The organism is Cupriavidus sp. CPT47-8839-RL05A (genome assembly GCF_058792255.1).
Map to the genome: position 1 here is coordinate 301,052 of NZ_JBYTEG010000004.1, position 18,167 is coordinate 319,218.

18 protein-coding genes are annotated in these 18,167 nt (G+C 64.8%); 7 read left to right on the forward strand and 11 right to left on the reverse strand.

Annotation, left to right across the window (positions count from 1 at the left end; all coding sequences use genetic code 11):
- Nucleotides 1-519: 519 nt before the first annotated feature.
- The 6 genes from AC3WVS_RS06660 to AC3WVS_RS06685 form a co-directional block, all read right to left on the reverse strand.
- On the reverse strand, nt 520-1,185 hold the full coding sequence (locus tag AC3WVS_RS06660; RefSeq protein WP_492317902.1) for a response regulator: 666 nt from the start codon (nt 1,183-1,185) through the stop codon (nt 520-522).
- Nucleotides 1,166-2,836, reverse strand: coding sequence for an MASE1 domain-containing protein (locus tag AC3WVS_RS06665; RefSeq protein ID WP_492317903.1), 1,671 nt, complete (start codon nt 2,834-2,836; stop codon nt 1,166-1,168). The genes AC3WVS_RS06660 and AC3WVS_RS06665 overlap by 20 nt, the downstream gene beginning before the upstream one ends.
- A gap of 920 nt (nt 2,837-3,756) precedes the next feature.
- Nucleotides 3,757-4,869, reverse strand: coding sequence for a CaiB/BaiF CoA transferase family protein (locus AC3WVS_RS06670; RefSeq protein ID WP_492317904.1), 1,113 nt, complete (start codon nt 4,867-4,869; stop codon nt 3,757-3,759).
- A gap of 159 nt (nt 4,870-5,028) precedes the next feature.
- Complete coding sequence (locus tag AC3WVS_RS06675; protein WP_492317905.1) at nt 5,029-6,510, reverse strand: winged helix-turn-helix domain-containing protein; 1,482 nt, start codon at nt 6,508-6,510, stop codon at nt 5,029-5,031.
- 169 nt (nt 6,511-6,679) lie between these two features.
- Nucleotides 6,680-7,699 (reverse strand): hypothetical protein, encoded by a 1,020-nt coding sequence (locus tag AC3WVS_RS06680; protein ID WP_492317906.1) that lies wholly within the window; start codon nt 7,697-7,699, stop codon nt 6,680-6,682.
- 30 nt (nt 7,700-7,729) lie between these two features.
- The gene (locus tag AC3WVS_RS06685; RefSeq protein WP_492317907.1) at nt 7,730-8,317 is read right to left on the reverse strand and encodes a hypothetical protein; all 588 of its coding nucleotides are present in this window, start codon (nt 8,315-8,317) and stop codon (nt 7,730-7,732) included.
- A 201-nt stretch (nt 8,318-8,518) separates the two neighbouring features.
- Between AC3WVS_RS06685 and AC3WVS_RS06690 the strand changes: the two genes are divergently transcribed.
- The gene (locus tag AC3WVS_RS06690; RefSeq protein ID WP_492317908.1) at nt 8,519-8,797 is read left to right on the forward strand and encodes a hypothetical protein; all 279 of its coding nucleotides are present in this window, start codon (nt 8,519-8,521) and stop codon (nt 8,795-8,797) included.
- 277 nt (nt 8,798-9,074) lie between these two features.
- Here AC3WVS_RS06690 and AC3WVS_RS06695 read toward each other — a convergent pair whose 3' ends face one another.
- From AC3WVS_RS06695 to AC3WVS_RS06705, 3 genes are all read right to left on the reverse strand, one after another.
- Nucleotides 9,075-9,539 carry a ferritin-like domain-containing protein gene (locus AC3WVS_RS06695; RefSeq protein WP_492317909.1) on the reverse strand — a complete coding sequence of 155 codons (465 nt, stop codon included), beginning with the start codon at nt 9,537-9,539 and terminating at the stop codon, nt 9,075-9,077.
- A gap of 65 nt (nt 9,540-9,604) precedes the next feature.
- The gene (locus AC3WVS_RS06700; RefSeq protein WP_010810581.1) at nt 9,605-10,036 is read right to left on the reverse strand and encodes a universal stress protein; all 432 of its coding nucleotides are present in this window, start codon (nt 10,034-10,036) and stop codon (nt 9,605-9,607) included.
- A gap of 132 nt (nt 10,037-10,168) precedes the next feature.
- Nucleotides 10,169-11,152: a Bug family tripartite tricarboxylate transporter substrate binding protein gene (locus tag AC3WVS_RS06705; RefSeq protein ID WP_492317910.1), complete on the reverse strand. Its 984-nt coding sequence runs from the start codon at nt 11,150-11,152 to the stop codon at nt 10,169-10,171.
- 258 nt (nt 11,153-11,410) lie between these two features.
- Between AC3WVS_RS06705 and AC3WVS_RS06710 the strand changes: the two genes are divergently transcribed.
- The 3 genes from AC3WVS_RS06710 to AC3WVS_RS06720 are packed head-to-tail and all read left to right on the forward strand — an operon-like array spanning nt 11,411 to nt 12,467.
- A complete protein-coding gene (locus AC3WVS_RS06710; RefSeq protein WP_492317911.1) occupies nt 11,411-11,734 on the forward strand; it encodes a hypothetical protein in 324 nt (107 codons plus the stop codon).
- Entirely contained in the window at nt 11,731-11,943 is a 213-nt protein-coding gene (locus AC3WVS_RS06715) for a hypothetical protein (protein WP_492317912.1), read from the forward strand. Before AC3WVS_RS06710 ends, AC3WVS_RS06715 begins: the two co-directional genes overlap by 4 nt.
- Nucleotides 11,937-12,467 carry an efflux RND transporter permease subunit gene (locus AC3WVS_RS06720; RefSeq protein ID WP_492317913.1) on the forward strand — a complete coding sequence of 177 codons (531 nt, stop codon included), beginning with the start codon at nt 11,937-11,939 and terminating at the stop codon, nt 12,465-12,467. The genes AC3WVS_RS06715 and AC3WVS_RS06720 overlap by 7 nt, the downstream gene beginning before the upstream one ends.
- Nucleotides 12,468-12,559: 92 nt before the next feature.
- On the opposite strand, the gene AC3WVS_RS06725 is transcribed toward AC3WVS_RS06720, so the two are convergent.
- On the reverse strand, nt 12,560-13,477 hold the full coding sequence (locus AC3WVS_RS06725) for a LysR family transcriptional regulator (RefSeq protein WP_492317914.1): 918 nt from the start codon (nt 13,475-13,477) through the stop codon (nt 12,560-12,562).
- Between the two features lie 243 nt (nt 13,478-13,720).
- On the opposite strand from AC3WVS_RS06725, the gene AC3WVS_RS06730 reads away from it, so the two are divergent.
- The 3 genes from AC3WVS_RS06730 to AC3WVS_RS06740 all read left to right on the forward strand — a co-directional run bounded on the left by AC3WVS_RS06730 (nt 13,721) and on the right by AC3WVS_RS06740 (nt 17,156).
- Nucleotides 13,721-15,484 (forward strand): ABC transporter ATP-binding protein/permease, encoded by a 1,764-nt coding sequence (locus AC3WVS_RS06730; protein ID WP_492317915.1) that lies wholly within the window; start codon nt 13,721-13,723, stop codon nt 15,482-15,484.
- Nucleotides 15,485-15,559: 75 nt separating this feature from the next.
- Nucleotides 15,560-16,597 (forward strand): transporter, encoded by a 1,038-nt coding sequence (locus AC3WVS_RS06735; protein WP_492317916.1) that lies wholly within the window; start codon nt 15,560-15,562, stop codon nt 16,595-16,597.
- 76 nt (nt 16,598-16,673) lie between these two features.
- Nucleotides 16,674-17,156 (forward strand): DUF4440 domain-containing protein, encoded by a 483-nt coding sequence (locus AC3WVS_RS06740; RefSeq protein ID WP_492317917.1) that lies wholly within the window; start codon nt 16,674-16,676, stop codon nt 17,154-17,156.
- Nucleotides 17,157-17,234: 78 nt separating this feature from the next.
- On the opposite strand, the gene phbB is transcribed toward AC3WVS_RS06740, so the two are convergent.
- Complete coding sequence (gene phbB / locus AC3WVS_RS06745; protein ID WP_035828351.1) at nt 17,235-17,978, reverse strand: acetoacetyl-CoA reductase; 744 nt, start codon at nt 17,976-17,978, stop codon at nt 17,235-17,237.
- Nucleotides 17,979-18,167: the final 189 nt, after the last annotated feature.

The window sequence follows — 18,167 nt, forward strand, 5'->3', positions numbered from 1 at the left end:
ACCTCGGGCCCGCGCCGCGACACCCCCTGTGGAATCCCACAGGGTGCCCGCTCCACCACCCTGGCCTTTCACTATTCTCGCCCAAGGCAATTCGCGCGCCGGGGCTGGCATGGTCGCCATTGCCATGGTGCAGGCAATGTGCAAAGTATTTCATCGGTGCCAGCGTCGTGCGCAGCGCCCGCAGATCTGTGGTGGCATCCGTGGTCAGGGTCATGAAGGCCCAGTCGATGCCCGGCGTCCACAACGGGATGGTGAGGCCCGATCTCAGCTTCCGATGGCTCACCATGACCAGAGCGCACAGCAATGCCTGTGCTGGCCGTCGGTCCATGAAGTGGGCGAGTGTATGCAAATTCCGCCATGGGCGGAACGCCCCGTTCGGGGAAAAAACCGGACCCGCTAAAACGATCTGAACGCAGCTTATGTGTGGCCTTCCCCGCCCTTGACACGCGCAACCAGGCTTCTGTCTGGCCCAGGGCGGCGAGCAGTCGAGCGTTCAAGCAGGCGAAAGCAACTCAACGCCTATTGGCTCTCGATCCACTGAATCGCGAAGCGCATCAGCTCCTTGCCGTTGGGAATGTCCAGCTTTTCCTTGATGTTGGCCTGATGCGCCTCGATGGTCTTGACGCTGCGATTCAGCTTCCCGGCGATCTGGCGGGTGCTGAAGCCAAGCCCGATCAGGTGCAGGACTTCGAACTCCCGTTCCGACAGGCTCGCGATCGAGCCCGCGCGGCTTCTTTGAGGAGCCTTCAGGGCCCGCGCCAGCTTGTCATGCATGGCGGCGCTCAGGTAGACATTGCCGGCCAGCACCTCGCGGATGGCATTCACAATATGCTCCGTGGCCTCGAGTTTCATCAGATACCCGTTGGCGCCTGCCCGCAGCGCGCGTTCGGCAAACAGTGTTTCGTCATGCATGCTGAGGACAAGGATTGCCAGCTTTGGATAGTGTTGCCGCAGCGTCCTGACAAGATCCAGGCCGGAGTTCGAGTGCAGGCTGAGGTCGACAACGGCCACGTCAGGCTGGCAGGCCATCAACGCCAGAGCATCTTCGGCACTGCCGGCCGCACAGCAGACGTGCAGGTCCTCATGCAGATTCAGCATTTGGCTTAACCCCTCCCGGATGATGGGGTGGTCATCCACGATCAGGATCTGGGTTGCGCGGCCCGGGCTAGATGGCTGCTGTTGCATGGCCCGGACTCTCTGGTATCGGATAGCTGATGGCAACCGTGGTGCCGCCCAGAGCATTGCGGGTGATCGTGCAGGAGCCGCCCAGGAGGCTCGCCCGGTGACGCAGGTTGTGAAGTCCCAGTCCCGAGGCACGCTCCATTTGCTCCGGGTCCACCCCCACCCCGTCGTCACTGATGGAAAGCCGCTGCATCCCGCCTTCGCGCTCAAGGTCGATCCCGATGTGGTGTCCCTGGCTGTATTTCAGCGCGTTGTTCACGGCTTCCTGCGCCGCACGGTAAAGGTTGATCTGCATCGGCGGATCGAGCAAGTCCACGTCCGACCCGATGCGCAGCGTGCAGTCAATGCCATCCAGCGCGCAGGTCGTCTGCGCCAGCCTCTGCAGGGCGAGCGCAAGGCCACCGGATTCCATGGCGACCGGGTCCAGGCCGTGGGCAATCTTGCGAGTCATCAAGGACGCCTGCTTCACCAGTCCGACGATGGTAGCCGCGTCCGCCGCGGCCGGGTGGCCAGCCTTCTGCAGTGTTTGATTCAGGGTCGTGCAGTAGAAGCCCAGGCTGGTGAGGTGCTGCCCGAGGCCGTCATGCAGCTCCCGGCCGATGAGTCTCTGCTGCTGGTCGCCGATCCGGATCAGCTCCGCTTCCAGCAGGCGACGCCGCGCCATCTCCTGCTTCAGTTCATGGTTTGCCCGCTGCAGGTCCCGGGTTCGTTCCTGCACGCGCCGCTCCAGTTCGACGTGCGATGCCTGCAGCAGGCTATGGACGCGCTTCTCCTGGGCATGTGCCGCCACCAGCAGCAGCCCGGTGACTGCCACGACGTTCGCGAAGGCGCACCATCTCACAAGGCTATCCACTGGAGACACTGCGGCAAAGGGACCGGTGCCGTTGGTGGTGCCCCAGATGGCTACGATCGAGACCAGCAAGGTTGCGAAGGTGGTGCCCAGGTGATCGAAGCGCAGAGCCGCCCAGATGATGAACGGAAGAATCGCCAGGGCTGAAGGATAGTAGCCGTGCCCGGCAAGCTCGGGGGCGCCGAAGATGAGGTAGCTTGCCCAGAGGATGGCAACGGTCAGTCCGCACGCTTCCATGGCCTGCCTTGCGGAGCGCACAGGCTCGGGACTCGCAAGCAGGCTGAGCAGGGGCGGGGCCACCACCAGCACCCCCATCATGTCACCGAGCCACCATTCCAGGACTGCGTTGCCGTACTCGGAAGCCGACACCCGGCCCGCGCCAAGGAGAGCAGTCGCACCAATCAGGGCACTCACTGCTGTGCTGACTGTCGCGGCCAGGATGATGAAGGCCAATACGTCCCTGATGCGGTCGAGGCTGATCCGGAACCGGGCCACGCGCGTCAACAGCAACGTGGCCGTCAAGGCTGCAGCCGTTGCGCCGAAGCCAATCAGCGCGGCCATTGGCAGTGGCACGCCGACCGACATATTGGCAAGAAAGGAGCCAATGGCAATTCCCGGGGCAGCTGCGAAACCCATGACAAGGAGCGCAACGAGGGCCACGCCGCTGGCAGGCCACACCAGAGACACCGCACCGCCCACTACTGCATAAGCCAGTCCCAGTTTTGCACTTGCGAAATACGCCAAAGCGACAAATCCGGTATGGACGAAAAGTCTGAGCCTTAAGTTGCGCGAGACAATAAACATGGTTCGCTTCAACCCCCCGGGAACAGACACTGTCACATCCAGTCATTTCTATGGTTAAACGGAATGACGACACTCTTGCGAAAGTGAATGTTCCATGCACCTGCGGCAAATCACGAGCCTGCACCGAATCGATGCAAGGCGAAGCGCTGCAAAACCATGGTGCCACAACACTACGTATGAATCTACGCCAGAACTCCCTTGCGCGGTAAGAGTTGCCGGATGGATTCGATTGCTACCGTGCAGTAATGCAGGACTGAATCTGCCTGCCCACCGGCTAGGGCAATCCCCTAGCCTCTTTTCGGAAAAAAGCCCGATTCATATGCTTGCCGCCAGGGCCTACATTTCATTGCACTTGTGCGAAGTTGCGACCCTCAAACTGAAGCGAAAGAAGAATCGTTTCGGTGTTTTTGCAACGACCTGAAGTGGAGGTAAGAAAAATGGTAAAGACAGTCATACTGCTCGCTGCGGCGGGTGCGGCGCTTAGTGCCGGAATTGCCTATGCCGGCATCGGGACGCGGGATGTCTACACTGACGGCGCCAGCGTGATGGGGCCGCGAGACCCATATTCCGATGGGGGCAAGACCACAAAGTTTGACGTCTATTCAGACGGGGCGAAAGTCTCGGATAGGCGCGACGTGTACACCGATGGCGCGAGAATCACCAACCGCGATGGACTCGTTGACCACAGCATGTAAGGACCTACAGAAAAGAGTGTCCCCCTCAAAAAATTCGTGGCCGGGACTCAGCGTCTCCGGCCACAGACCCGCACCTCCCCCGAGTCACAGCCTCGGGGGATTTTTTTGCGGAGCGGCATTGCCGAGGCCGCCGCAGCAGTCAACAGAAAGAAAGGCGCTTCGACGGATGGCCGAAGCTCAATCGCTGCGGCGGGACCCGGCCCTCGCCCCCGCATCAACCCTCAGTCAGTTGTCCAGAATGCGCCGGGCTGGCCGGATTTCAGTACCGCCATAATCTTCGCCAGTGTGCTGGCCGCGCCGTGGAATCGCGCCCGCCGCCACGGCCTTGCCATCGAAGCGCGGCGCGGGCGCGGCCTGCAGATGGCCCTCCGCTTCGAAGTAGACGCCCCGCGCGGCAAGGTGCGGATGCCCGGCGGCCTCTTCCGGGCTCAGCACCGGGCCGAAACACACGTCGGTGTTTTCCAGCAGAGCGCACCATTGCGCGCGAGTCCTGGTGGCAAAGAGTTCTTCGAAGTGCCGATGCAGGTCCGGCCAACGCTCGCGGTCCCATTGCCGGGCGAAACGCGGATCCTCGGTCAGGCCCAGCTTTTCCAGCAGCAGCGCGTAGAACTGGGGCTCGATCGAGCCGAGCGTGACGAACTTCCCGTCCGCGCAGCGGTAGGTCGAATAGAAATGAGAGGCATCGTGGATATTGTTGCCGCGCTCGCCGATGATGAAGCCCTTGCGGCGCGTGGACAGCAACAGCTGCAGCATATGGGCCGAGCCATCCACGATGGATGCATCCACCACGGTTCCCTTTCCGGTGGCGCGGGCGTTGAGGATGCCTGACAGCAGCCCCACCGCCAGGTAAAGCGCGCCACCGCCGACGTCGCCCACCACGGTAATGGCCGACGATGGCGGCTCTGCCGGTGTGCCGTGGTAGTACAGCGCGCCGGAAAGCGAGATGTAGTTGTTGTCATGCCCCGCGGCCTGCGCCATCGGGCCGCTCTGCCCCCACCCTGTCATGCGCCCGTAGACCAGGCGGGGATTGCGTTGCAGGCAGACATCCGGGCCCAGCCCCAGGCGCTCCATGACGCCGGGGCGCATGCCTTCGATCAGCGCGTCGGCATCCTGGATCAGTGCCAGCACCAGCTCACGCCCTTCGGCCGTCTTCAGGTCGGCAACCACCGAGCGCTTGCCCCGGTTCAGCACGTAGCCTTCGGTGGATAGCGCTGCATCATTGGCCGGTGCCGCGCGTTCCACAGCGATCACATCGGCGCCGAGATCGGCGAGGTGCATGGCGCAGAACGGGCCTGGACCGATCCCGCAAATCTCGACAACTTTTACACAGGAAAGCATGAACGATCCCCCTGATTCAGCATGAAAGTGAAGGTCTTCCGTACAGTACGTTGGAGCCTCGGAGGCTAGCAGCCGTCCGGCCAGGCGCGGCCTCCCCGGAACGGGGAGGGGGCGCCCCCGCCTGGCGACAGCGATCAGTCAAGCGTGAAGTCGCCCGCATCAGCGGGCACGCACTTCCAGTTCAGGCAGCAAGGCCGCCGCCGCGCCGATGTCATCCCGCATCAGCGCCATGCCGCCGCGCAGCACCGTGACCGCGTAGCGCTCGCGCTCGCCCAGCGCGGCGGCTTGCGTCGCCAGCCGTCCGATCGCTTCAGCCGCTGCGTCGAGATGGCAGGCGCGCAGGTCGATGTGCGCTTGCATCATTTGCAGCGCAAAGCGCGACTCGACCTGCCTGGCGGGGAGCAAGCGCAGCAGGCTGGTAAGCCGGCCAAGACCGTCGCGCGCCAGCAGTTCGGACGCGCGGGCCTGGATCGCGTCCGCGGCAGCATCTTCCTCGCCGGCGAGCACCGCGTGCCGGACCGCTTCGTCAACGTACTCGCGCTGCGCGAACCAGCGCCAGGCAGCCGCGTGCAGCGCTTGCTGCTGCGCGCGGGACATGGCCGCAACACGCGCAAGCAACACTTCGCGCAGCAAGGGGTGGAGGCGATACCAGCTCTCGTGGTCGTGGCCACTCACGTGGATCAGGAACAGATTGCTGCTGTCGAGCCTGACCAGCCGTGTGATCATGCGCGCCACCGCGCGCGGCTCGCCCACCAGCGTTGCGCACAAGTGCGCGCTGAAGCGGCTGCAAATGGCCACGCAGGTCAGCAGCTTCTGGTCGTCGGCGTCGAGCTGGCACAGTACCTCGCGTTCGAAATACTGGGCGAAGGCGCTCGCATCGCGCAGCGCAATCGGCGCGAAGCCGGCGCCGTGCTTGGCCTTGATATCCAGGGCAAACAGTTGCAGCCCGGCGACCCAGCCTTCGGTCAGCTCATGCAGCCGCCGGGCGTCGCGCGGGCTGACCTCGCCCAGTTGCTCGCGCAGGTAGGCCTCCGATTCCTCGAGGCTGAAGCGCAGGTCACGCAAATCGAAGACGGCAAGCAGCCCTTGCGACTGCATGCGCGCCAGCGACAGCGGCAACTGGCCGCGCGAGCACAGCACCAGGTGCAGCTGCGGCGGCGCGTAGTCAAGCAGCCATTGCAGCGCCTGCCAGATGCGGCCATCCTCGATATGGTGGACGTCGTCAAGCATCAGGACCAGGTCGCGCGGTTGGCTGGCAATCGCCTCGATCAGCGTCACCACCCAATGCTCTACCCGGGAAGCGTCGCTGCCGTCCCCGGTCAGATCGGCGGCCTTGGCCGCGATATCGGCGTCGACCAGCGCAATGCTGGCGAGCAGGCAGTCGAAGAAGCGCGCAGGTTCATTGTCCTCTTCGGCCACCGACAGCCACGCAACCTCAAAGCCGACCGAAACCAGTGCCTTGCGCCAGGTCACGAGCGTCGAGGTCTTTCCGCATCCGGCCGGCCCCTGGACCACCACACAACGCCGATGCCGCGCTTCAAGCAGGCGTTCGGCCAACGCATCGCGGACCAACGGCCGCCGTGCAAGGCGCGGGGGCACCAGCTTGGTACCGGCAATCTGCTCTGAATGATGCGAAGACATGTGTGGGTTGCGCCGGCCTGATCACCCCGGCAGCGCTTTGCATTGGGAACGAAGCATTATAGGGCTGTGGTCTGCGGGGGAGCCATCAGGAGGTTTGCGGGCGTCGCCCGCGTAGCCTACGTGGAGCGACTGCAGGGTCCGGGCCTGCGCAAGAGAACCATCCCCGCTGTCACAGCAGCCGCTCCGCCTCCTCGATCAGGGCGGTGGGCGACAGCATGTCGCCACGCGCGAAACGCACCGGTGCGATGGATCGCACCAGCGGCGGATCGCCCGGGACCTGGGCAGTGAGCAGGTCGATGTCGTATGCCGGCCCCGCGCTGTCCGCCGCGAGCAGCACGTTCATGGCACTAAGCCGCAAGTATCTTTGCTCGATGGAAAAGCAGGAGCGTGCATCCGCCAGGACTTCGGCCAGGCATTCCAGTTGACGGTCAAGCGCCCCGGTTTCGGGGCCGAGCTGCGCAAGTTCCTGCTCGTTCGCGGCAATCTGCCCGCCCAGGGCGGCCTGCTCGCCGGGACTTGCGTCGGCATCGCCGCCGAGCACCGAACGCATGCCAGTGCCTTGCTGCTGGAGCAGGCGCAGGCGCGCCACCAGCAGCGCCTGCTCGCGCGCGAGCACGTCGCGGCGTGACTTGCCGGCAGCGAAACGGGCGAGACCCTCCATGCTGAACTGATCGAACATGCGCCGGACAATTTCCTCGCGCAGCGCGGCCTCGCTGCGAGCGATGATCCTGACCTTGTGATCGCCGAAACTGACGGTGGTTTGCGGCACTTCCGTGCGCATGACATCCCCTTCCAGCGCAACCCCCAGCGTGCGCCGCTCGGTCATCGCCATCCCCAGCACCGCAAACGCCTGCGGCGCATCGGGCGACTGTTCGAAGAACGCTCGCAGTTCAGGAGAGCGGCTGAAGGCCAGCTGCACGTCACGCGCCGTGCCGAAGAAGGCGTGAACATAGGGATCGTCACCCCATGCCTGCATGCTGGCTTCCCGCGGCGCGGGAAGCCCCTGGACGAGTTCGCGCACGTAGTCCTGCGCTTGCTCGAGCGCAGGCCGAAGCCGCTGCTGGTAGCGTGACACCAGCCGCAAGCGCGGATAGATCCGGGTCACGCGCTCGGCCAGCTCGGCAATCTCCTGCTTGCCGTGCGCATGGACTTGCGCATTGCGCCGGTGCAACCACCGCAGAAAACCCATCGGCATGCTCCCACCCGGCGTCCGCCTTGCTCAGCGGGCCTGCTTGGGCGTGACGGATATGGCAAGGGCTTCGGTGTAGACGGCCTGCACCTGGTCACCGCGTCGAACCGCCTTCAGCTGCTTCGGATCCTCGACATGCACGTCCACCGTCTTGCCTCTTGGGCCCTTGAGCGTCACCATGCCGGTCTTGGCGTTGACGGCCACCACATCGGCAGTGACCGTCACCTCGCGCCCGACCGTGCCGCCGGGCTTGGCGCCAGGAACGGCCCGGTCGGCGGTCTCGCGTTCGGTGCTGGAGCGCATGCCGCTCTGCTTGGCGAGAGCCACTGACAAGGCCTGCGTGTACTCGACGGTGACCATGTCGCCCACGCGGAGCTGCTCGAAGTTGCGCACGTCCTCGCCGACCTGTACGTCCGTGATCTTGCCCTGCTTGTTCTTGAGCGAAATGGTGCGCGTGGCGGCATCGATGGCCACCACCGTGGCGGTAGCCTTGACCGTGCCGGTGGTCCTGGTAGCCCCGACGCCCGACACCGTGTCCACGCGCGTCTCGGGCTGTGCCAGCGCCGGAAGAGTTGCCGCGGCAAGTGCCGCCGCCACGATTAGCTTGCTGGGATTCATGACGTACCCCTCGATCCATGCGTGCAATATCGAGCACTTTTCTCCAATCCCTGATGGTTGGAGCACCTCGCCCCAATCGGGCATCCCTGCCCGGCTGCCGGCGTTTTAACAATAGCTTACATACACGGACATCCGCTTGATTTACCCTCCGCTGCCTGAACCTTGCCCCGCCCGGGGCCCACTACACGAAAAACAGCAAACATGAGGAAGATCCACGCGTACCCGCTGATGGCAATCGCCATGCTGACTACCACCTCGGGGGCCGCCTTTGCGCAGCATGTCGTCGGGGGGATGGGCGAGGAAGTCAGGATCGGCGCGTTCTCCGGTCCGACGCACCGCACCGACAGCAATCGCGGCACGCCCACCGGGCGCAGGGACAATACGGCGAAGCCAGGCCGGCAAGCCGCCGACCCGCGTGGCGCGCGCCCGGTCAGCACGCGCGGGCATGCACCCGCGCTCCCCGGCAAGCATTTGCCATAGCCGCCCGCATGCGAACCTCACCGAAGCCAACCTGGCGCAGAACCAGTTGCTGCTGGCACGGAACGCGTCAGCCGACGCTTATAACGGGGCGCTCGCCGCCGCAGCGACATTGGCGCTGGCGACCGGCTCGGTCGGTACGGTGCGCGATGGGGGTAGATGGCCGGCGCGGTGACGCGGCCTGGGCCGCGCTCCCGGCGTCGGGGACGAAAGCAATGGGGGCGAAACCTTGTGGCACGCGCGCTTTTGCACGCACGAGAAGGCAGCGGGCCGGCCCAGGTCAGCCCTGCCGCGGCTGCACCGTCGCCGCAAGGCCGGGCTTGCGCAGCATTTTCTCGACCTCTCCCGCATGCAGTTCCTCCAGCTGGATCAACTGCCGCGCATACTCCTCCAGCGCGACTGAGCGCCCCTCGACCAGGCTTAGCAGCTCACGGTACAGGTCCAGGGCCTGCATCTCGGTCGCAAGCGATTCACGCAGGATCGCGCCGATATCGGTCGTGTGGCTGTCCAGCAGCTCGCCGATGCCAAGCGAGGGATAGGCGCCGAGGGTCGTGATCCATTCGCCGGCCTGGTGCGCGTGCAGCAGCGACTCATTCGCCTGCTCACGCAGCCACGACACGATGGGAATGCGGCCGAAGCCGAATATCAGGAACGAATAGTGCGTGTAGCGCACAACCCCGGCGAGCTCGGCTTCGAGTATTCGATCCAGCACAGCGACGACTTTCTCCTGTTCGATTTCCGTCATGGCAGGTTCCTCCGTGAGGTGGATTCGACAGTACGCCAGCACCCGCGGGGCACGTCGCGCAGTGTCTAGCGGTAGACGAGGACAGGAACCCGGCAGTGGGTAAGTACCTTCTGGGTTTCACTGCCGACCAGCAAGCCCTCCAGGCCCCTGCGGCCGTGCGAGGCCATGAAGATCACGTCACACCCGTGCCTTGCCGCCGCATCGATGATGCCCTTGTAGGGCACCGAGGTCGTCATATCCGTTTCGCATGTGACTCCCGCGGCCCTGGCCGCAGCGACAACCGCTTCCAGCCTGGCGCTTGCATGGGCGGCCTCTTGCTCTTCGAAGGCCTTGCGCCTGGGATGGCCGGCATCGCCTGACGCCACATACGGATACTCTTCCATGCACGTATAGGCCGTCAGCCTGGCGCCGCCGGCTTTGACAAAGCCAATGGCCGCATCCATTGCCATTTTTGATAGCTCCGAGCCATCGGTGGCCAGCAAGATGTGCTTGAACACGATTCTTCTCCTTGGGCGATTGATCCCGGCGGGCAGCGACAGCCCGCCAGTCAAAGTTCAGTATGGACAAGAATCCGCCTCTCGCCACCCACGCCGATGCCTCTGCGCACGCCAACGCAGCCGCGGCGCCCCTCACCCATCGATCTTGAAGCCGATATCCTTGATGAACTGCCCCCAGCGCGCATGATCGGTCCGGATCTGCGCGGCGAAGGCCTCAGGCGTGACCGCCTGCGGCGGCAGCACGCCAACGCCTGCCAGCCGCTTCTGGTAGGCCGGGTCGGCCAGCACCTTGCGCACCGCAGCAGAGACCGCATCGACCGTGGCCTTGGGCATGGCCTTGGGGCCGAACAGCGCGAAATAGCCGCTGAGCTGCTCCATCTCAGGAAAGCCCTGCTCACGGAAGGTAGGCGCCCCGGGCGCCAGATCAGAGCGTTCCGGGATGGTGGTGGCCAGCGCCTTGGTCTTGCCGGCCTGGTATAGCGGCACGCCGGTGGTCAGGCCGTCGATCATCAGCGGCACCACGCCGCCCACGAGGTCCTGCGTGGCCGGCGCCGAGCCCTTGTACAGCACCGGTTCTAGGTTGGTGCCGGCCAGCCGGTTGAACAGCAGCGGACCGAAGTGCGACGACGTGCCCGGACCGTACGAGGCCGAGTGGATCGGCTTGGTCGGGTTCGCCTTGGAATAGGCGATCAGTTCCTTCAGCGTGGAGTACGGCGCATCCTTGTTGGCCGCCAGCAGCACCGGGGCGCGGCCAAGTTCCGCCAGCGCGGTGAGGTCGGTCAACGGGTCGTAAGGAACGCGATTGATATGCGCGCCCGAGGTGGCCGAGGAACCCAGCGTCACCAGCAGCGTCTGCCCGTCATTCTTGGCGCGGATCACATCCTGCGTGGCGGGAATGGTGGCCCCGCCAGGCTTGTTCTCCACCACCACCGACTGCCCGGTCACGCGCGTCAGGTAGTCGGCAAACAAGCGTGCCACCACGTCGGTGCCGCCACCAGGCGGATAGGCCACGACCAGCCGGATGGCGCGCGCCGGCCACTGCTGCGCGATGGCGTGCGGCGCGACGCCGGCGGCCGCCGCGATGGCCGCGGCGCTCAGGAACTGTCGACGATCCATGTATGAAGTCTCCGCGTTATCGTTGTACGCCGCGCTGGCGGCGGGTACTTCATGTTAGAGGCTGTTTCGCCGCGGGACAGGCCCGGGTTTTCCACCATGCGCAACCGGCAAAGCCGTCAGCAAACACGCCGCGACTACCGCACGCGCGCGCCGCGGCCTTCCTGACAGCCCTGACAGGCTGGCGTCACCGTTCCAACCGCCTCCGTTGGCTATAAACCAGCATGCCAATGGCTTGTGGATCCGGCGGGTCCGACTGCCATGCCTGCGTTCTCCCTCACCTCCTATCTGCTCACGGCGCTCGGCCCTTATGCCCGACGGTTGTGGTTTGCAGCCGCGGCGCTCTGCGTGCTCGCGCTCGGCACGCTCGGCCTGGTCCGGCGCAGCCACAACCTGGTGCGGGTCGGCGATGCCGACGGGATCTTCACCGTCACGCAGCTGTCGCCCATCACCGTGGAATTCACCATGCCGCAGTCGGCGCTGCCGGTGCTGCAACACCTGAGCGCCGGCGGCGCGAACGCGGCCGTGCACGCGCATGCACGCGACGGCGGCGCGCCGCTGGCGCAGGGGCGCCTGCTGGGGTGATCGACAGCCGCGTGGGCACCGGCAATGGCGCGGTCCGGGTCAAGGCCGAGTTCGACAACCGCGCCGGCGAGCTGTGGCCGGGCCAGTTTGTCGCGGTGCGGCTGCAGACCGGGCTGCTGCGCGATGCGCTGGCGGCGCGGCCCGCCGTGCTGCGCTACGGCGAACAGGACCAGCCTAATGTGTTCCGCGTCAGGCCGGCTTCGTGCTGATCCCCAAGGGCTTCTTCCCGCTGCAGGACACCGCATTCGTGCTGGGCACCTCGCAGGCGGCGGCGGATATCCCCAATGCGGACACGGTCGCCAAGCATCGCGCCCTCGCCGACATCATCGCTGCCGACCCGGCCGTGCTGACGGTCAACCATTCGGTCGGCATGACCGGCGGCAGCCAGACCCTGGCCAACGGCCGCTTCTGGATCGTGCTCAAGGACCGTTCCGACCGCGACGTCTCGGCCAGCGGCCTGATCGACCGCCTGCGGCCCAGGCTGGCCGCGGTGCCGGGCATCCAGCGCTACCTGCGCGCAGCGCAGGACATCAATATCGGCGCCGGACAGCCGCGTGCCCAGTACCAGTACGTGCTCAAGGGCAACGAAACCGCCGAACTGTATGCGTGGTCGCAGCGGCTCACCAGCGCGCTGCAAGGCGAGCCGCTCTGGCCATCGTCAAGGCAATCGCCACCATGCACGGCGGCAGCGTGTTCGCGCAGGTGCAGGCGGACGCGATCCGGATCGGCATGACACTGCCGGTCAGCGAGCCGGCGCAAGCCGCACCCGCGCCGGCACGGCCCGTGCCGCGCCCCGCGGCGGCCTGATTGCGGCGCGTTGGTGCCTCAGGCCGCGCCCCGGAGCGGCCCGAACCGCTCCACGTACAACCCCGCCACCCAATCGACAAACACCCGCACCCGCGGTGCCAGCTGCCGGTGGAACGGATACAGCGCCGACACCGGCAAGTCCGGGCACGGCCAGGCCTCAAGCACCGGCACCAGCCGTCCCGCGCGCAGGTGCTCTTCCACGCGGAAGCGCGGCACCTGGATCAGGCCGCAGCCGGCCAGCGCCGCGCTGGTATAGCACTCGGCATCGCTTACCGAGATCCAGCCGCGCGCCTTGAACTCCCGCACCTCGCCATCGACGGTCAGCGTGAAGGGATAACGGTGGTCATGGTTGCGCGAGAAGAACCCCACGCCGATGTGCTGCGCCAGCTCAGACGGGTGTTGCGGCGTGCCGTGCGCGGCCAGGTATGCGGGGCTGGCGCACAGCACCTCCGGCATATCCGCCAGCCGCCGGGCCACCAGCGAGGAATCGCGCGGCCGCCCGGCACGCACCACGCAATCGATGCCCTCCCCGACCAGGTCGACCAGCCGGTCGCCGCTGCTGACGATCAGGTCGATATGCGGATAGCGCTCCCGGAACTCGCCGATGCGCGGCAGGATGATCATGGTGGCGTGGGTGCCATGCAGGTCCAGCCGCAGCGGGCCGCGCGGGTTGGCCACCTGCGTGCTGAGCGAGGTCTCGGCGTCTTCCAGGTCCTGCAGCACGCGCTTGCTGCGCTCATAGAACGCCTGCCCGTCCAGCGTGGGGCGCACCTGGCGCGTGGTGCGCTCCAGCAGGCGCGCGCCGACGCGGGCCTCAAGTTCCTTGATGGCGTGCGTGGCGGTGGCGCGTGGCATGTCCAGCGCGCTGGCGGCGCCGGTGAAGGAGCCCAGTTCCACGATCCGGGTAAAGAGTTGCAGCGCGTCGAAGCGGTCCATGCGGAGGGGCTGTCATAGCGGAAAGGTCACTTCCGGATTGGAATCAGGTTCCGGGCGCGCGTCAAGCCAGATCTCCGCTCGCCTGTCCGGGGTCGGGTCCTTGACTGCGGGCAGGGACCACGAATCAGCCAGGCATCGATTCTGCTAGCCTATATTTTATTAATAGTCTTCTGCCGTTCTCCCACGTGTCCCGCGCCGGGCATGTGGCGAGTATGCAATCCGGTTAGTGCTGGGAGATGGGATATGAGCGCCGTTCCTGAGTCGCGGGTCACCGGCACCACTTCGGCCCCAGGGAAACGTCCCGTCACTTCCACCCGGCATGTGTGGACCCGATACTGGGCCATTGCAAAACTTTACTGGTTCTCGCGGGAAAAATGGAAAGCCTCCGGCTTGCTGGTCCTGCTGATCCTGCTGCTGTTGGGCCAGACCCAGTCCGAGGTACTGATCGTCCAGCAAACCGGTGAATTCACCTCGGCCCTGGCAGCGCAAGACGCGGATCGTTTCTGGGCCTCGATCAGGAAGTGTCTCTATATCCTGATGGTGGCAGTCCCCATCTACGCGGTCTATTACTACCTGAGGAACAAGCTGGGCCTGCTCTGGAGACGCTGGCTGACGTATCACTATCTGGACGGGTATTTCAAGGGCCGGGTCTACTACAAGCTCAATTCAGATGCCGCGATCGACAATCCGGACCAGCGCATCGCCGAAGACATCAATACCTTCACGCGGCAATCCCTGTTCTTCCTTTCAATCGGTATCGGCGCGCTGCTGCAGCTCATCGCCTTCAGCGCCGTCCTGTGGTCGATCTCAAGAGAGCTGGTCTACTTTCTTGTCATTTATGCCATCGCCGGTACATTTATCTCCATCTTCTTCTTCGGCCGCGTCCTGATCGGCCTGAACTTCTTCCAGCTAAGGCGGGAGGCGGATTTCCGCTTCAGCCTGATCCGGGTGCGTGAGAACGCCGAGTCCATTGCGTTCTATCGCGGCGAGGCGCTGGAGTCATCCCATGTGAGCGGCCGTTTTGGCAAGGCCTTCCAGAATTTCGACCGGCTCATCAAGTGGCAGCTGAGCCTGAACATGTTCCAGTATGCCTATGGCTTCCTGACCATCCTGCTGCCCAGCGCCATCGTCGCTTCACGCGTGCTTTCCGGCGAGCTTGAAGTCGGCAGCGCCATCCAGGCGGCCGGCGCGTTCGCCGCCATCCTGAACGCGCTGACCGTGATCGTCGACAACTTTGAAGACCTGAGCCGCTTCGTGGCGGGGCTGGATCGACTGGACACATTCTCCATCTCGCTGACCGGTACGGCAGCAGCCTCCGTGAAGCCGGCCACCACGATCGAGTCCTTCCATGACTCCCGCCTGGCGCTGGAACATGTGACCTTGCGCACGCCGAATCAGGAGCGGACGCTGGTCACCGACCTGACGCTGTCGGTCAACCCGGGAGAGGGCCTGCTTATCGTCGGCGCCAGCGGCGGCGGCAAGAGTTCGCTGATGCGCGCGATCGCCGGATTGTGGAACAACGGCACGGGATGCATCGTGCGGCCAATGCCGCAGGAAATGCTGTTCCTGCCGCAGCATCCTTACATGGTGGTCGGCAGCCTGCGCAGCCAGTTGCTGTACCCGAACCACATTGGCCAGCGAATCCCTGACGAGGAGCTTCTGAAGTTGCTGGAAACGGTCAACCTGAAGGACCTCGCTGGCCGCTTTGGCGGCCTGGACACGGAAGTGGACTGGGGCAAAGTCCTGTCCCTTGGCGAGCAGCAGCGGCTGACCATCGCCCGCGTACTGCTGTCAAAGCCGCGCTATGTCATGCTGGACGAAGCGACCAGTGCCCTGGATATCAGCAATGAGGAAGCCATGTACCAGCTGCTCGCCGACATGCAGTCGACGCTTGTCAGCGTCAGCCACCGGCCCACGCTGCTGAAATTCCACCACCAGGTGCTGGAACTGCCCGGGAACGGAAAGTGGTGGCTGCATCCGACCAGGGACTATCGTTTTGGCTGGTAGGCATCCGGCGGCCCTCTACTATCATCGTGCTGTGCTAACGTCGCGCAAGGCACATTTGATGTGGAGGGCGTTTGCATGCAAGCGGGCATTGTCGAGGCCGGCTATGGGTCGGACCCGGTCGGTCTGGTCAGCGGTTTCTTGTTCGAACCCGGCGGGCCGGTGCGCGAGATCGATTCCCGTGCCGCGGCGGCATGGCTGCAGCAGATGCCGTCAGAACCGCCGGACGCCGTGCACCATCGCCCGTTCCTGTGGCTGCATTTCAACCTGTCGCACAGCGCGTGCGAGCGCTGGATGAAGGGCCAGCTGGCCCTGCCTGACGAATTCTTCGAGGCCCTGCGGCAAGGTTCGCGCTCGACGCGGATCGAGCGCCTCGACGCCGCCCTGCTGGCCGTGGTCAACGACGTGATCTACAACTTCGGCGTCACCTCGACGGATATCTCCACGCTCTGGGCCCATGCCGACCACCGCCTGCTGGTGACGGCCCGCGCCAGGCCGCTGCGTTCCGTGGACCGGCTGCGCGAGGCGGTGCGGCGCGGCGAGGCCTTCCGCTCGCCACTGGACCTTGTGGTGCACCTGCTGCGTGACCAGGCCGACGTGCTGGTGCAGATCGTGCGCGAGACCGGTGTGAACGTCGACCAGATCGAAGACCAGTTGCTGTCGCAGCGCCTGCAAGGCAACCGCGCCGACCTGGGTTCGATGCGGCGCGGGCTGGTGCGGCTGCAACGGCTGCTGGCGCCCGAGCCCGGCGCCCTGTTCCGGCTACTGAACCGGCCGCCGGCCTGGCTGCAGGAATCGGACCTGCAGGAGTTGCGTGAATCGACCGAGGAATTCTCGCTGGTGCTCAACGACCTGGCGGCGCTGGTCGAACGCATCAAGCTGTTGCAGGAAGAAATTGCCGCCAAGCTCAACGAGCAAACCAACCGCACGCTGTTCACGCTGACGCTGGTGACAGTACTGGCGCTTCCGATCAATATCGTGGCCGGTTTTTTCGGCATGAATGTGGGCGGCATTCCGCTGGCCGAACACCCGCACGGCTTTTGGGTACTGGTGGCGCTGGTGGCAAGTTTCACGGTGCTGGCCGGGCGCTGGGCATTCCGCAAGCAAGCGGGGTAGGTAACGCTTGCGGGATGTACCATACTTCAGGCAGTGTCCCCTGGCTCTCGCGCCCCCTAACCTGAGGAGCCCTGCCATGAAGCTATTTCGCATTGCTGCCCTGGCGTTCGTGCTTGCGGGATGCGCCATGAACCAGGGCACGCCAGGCACGGCGCAGGCATCGCGCACGGAAAGCTGCAAGGTGACGTCGGAGCAGGAGATTGCGGCGTTGTTTGATCGATGGAACCGGTCACTGCAGACAGGCGATCCACACAAGGTGGTGGCCAACTATGCGCAACGGTCCATTCTTCTGCCGACGGTATCCAACAAGCCCCGCTTGACCGTCGCGGAGAAAGAAGACTATTTCCATCACTTCCTGCAAGACGGTCCATCCGGGAAGATCGACTTCCGCAGCATTGAACTGAGATGCAATTCCGCCGTGGATTCCGAGCTCTACACCTTCACCTTCGCACGAACGGGAACCGTGGTGAAGGCCCGCTATACCTACACCTATCACTGGGATGGCAAGCAATGGCTGATTACAAGCCATCACTCGTCAGCCATGCCGGAGAAGAAGTAACTGAGGCATAAGCCTCAGTTACCGGGGGGCGGGGGCCTACGGCCGCGCATTCACCTGGCGGCGCCTGGCCCAGCGCCCTTACTGCATGTGCTGCCCGCCGTTGATGGCGATATTGGACCCGGTCACGTAGGCCGCTTCCTCCGAGCACAGGTAGGCAACCAGCGCTGCGACTTCTTCCGGCTTGCCGACGCGGCCGACCGGAATCTGCGGCAGGATCTTGGTCTCCATGATTTCCTTGGGCACGGCGTTGACCATCTTGGTGGCAAGGTAGCCCGGAGAGACGGTGTTGACGGTCACTCCCTTCCTTGCCACTTCCAGCGCCAGCGACTTGGTGAAGCCGTGCATCCCGGCCTTGGCGGCGGCATAGTTGGTCTGTCCGAAGGCGCCCTTGGATGCGTTGACCGACGAGATGTTGATGATGCGTCCCCAGCCGCGTTCGACCATGCCTTCGCAAAGCGGCTTGGTGAGATTGAATACCGAGTCGAGATTGGTCCGCATCACGGCGTCCCAGTTCGGCTTGTCCATCTTCTTGAAGGCCATGTCGCGGGTAATGCCGGCGTTGTTCACCAGGATATCCACGCGGCCTACGTCAGCCAGGATCTGCGCGGCGCAAGCCTGGCAGGCATCGTAGTCGGATACATCCACCTCGTAGGCGCGCATCTCGCGGCCGCTGGCGGCCATCGCGGCAAGCCAGTCCTGGGCGGTCGCATTGCCCGGCGAGTGCGTCACCACCACCGCATAGCCTGCGTCGTGCAGCTTGATGCTGATGGCTTCTCCCAGCCCACCCATACCACCTGTTACCAGTGCAATTCTCTTCATCATCCTGCCTGCTTCATTCTCGTAAAGTTGAAAGACCCCTGCCTTGCCGGGACGGGCTCTTGCCTGATTGTCCCGAGCACATTCCCGCTGCCCTGGCGCGAACAAAGCGAGGGCGAGCCGGGCTGGATGACTCCGGGCCCAGCTTGTATGCCGATGCGGGAAGATTGGCGTCGCAGTGCTGCAAGCCAGGAC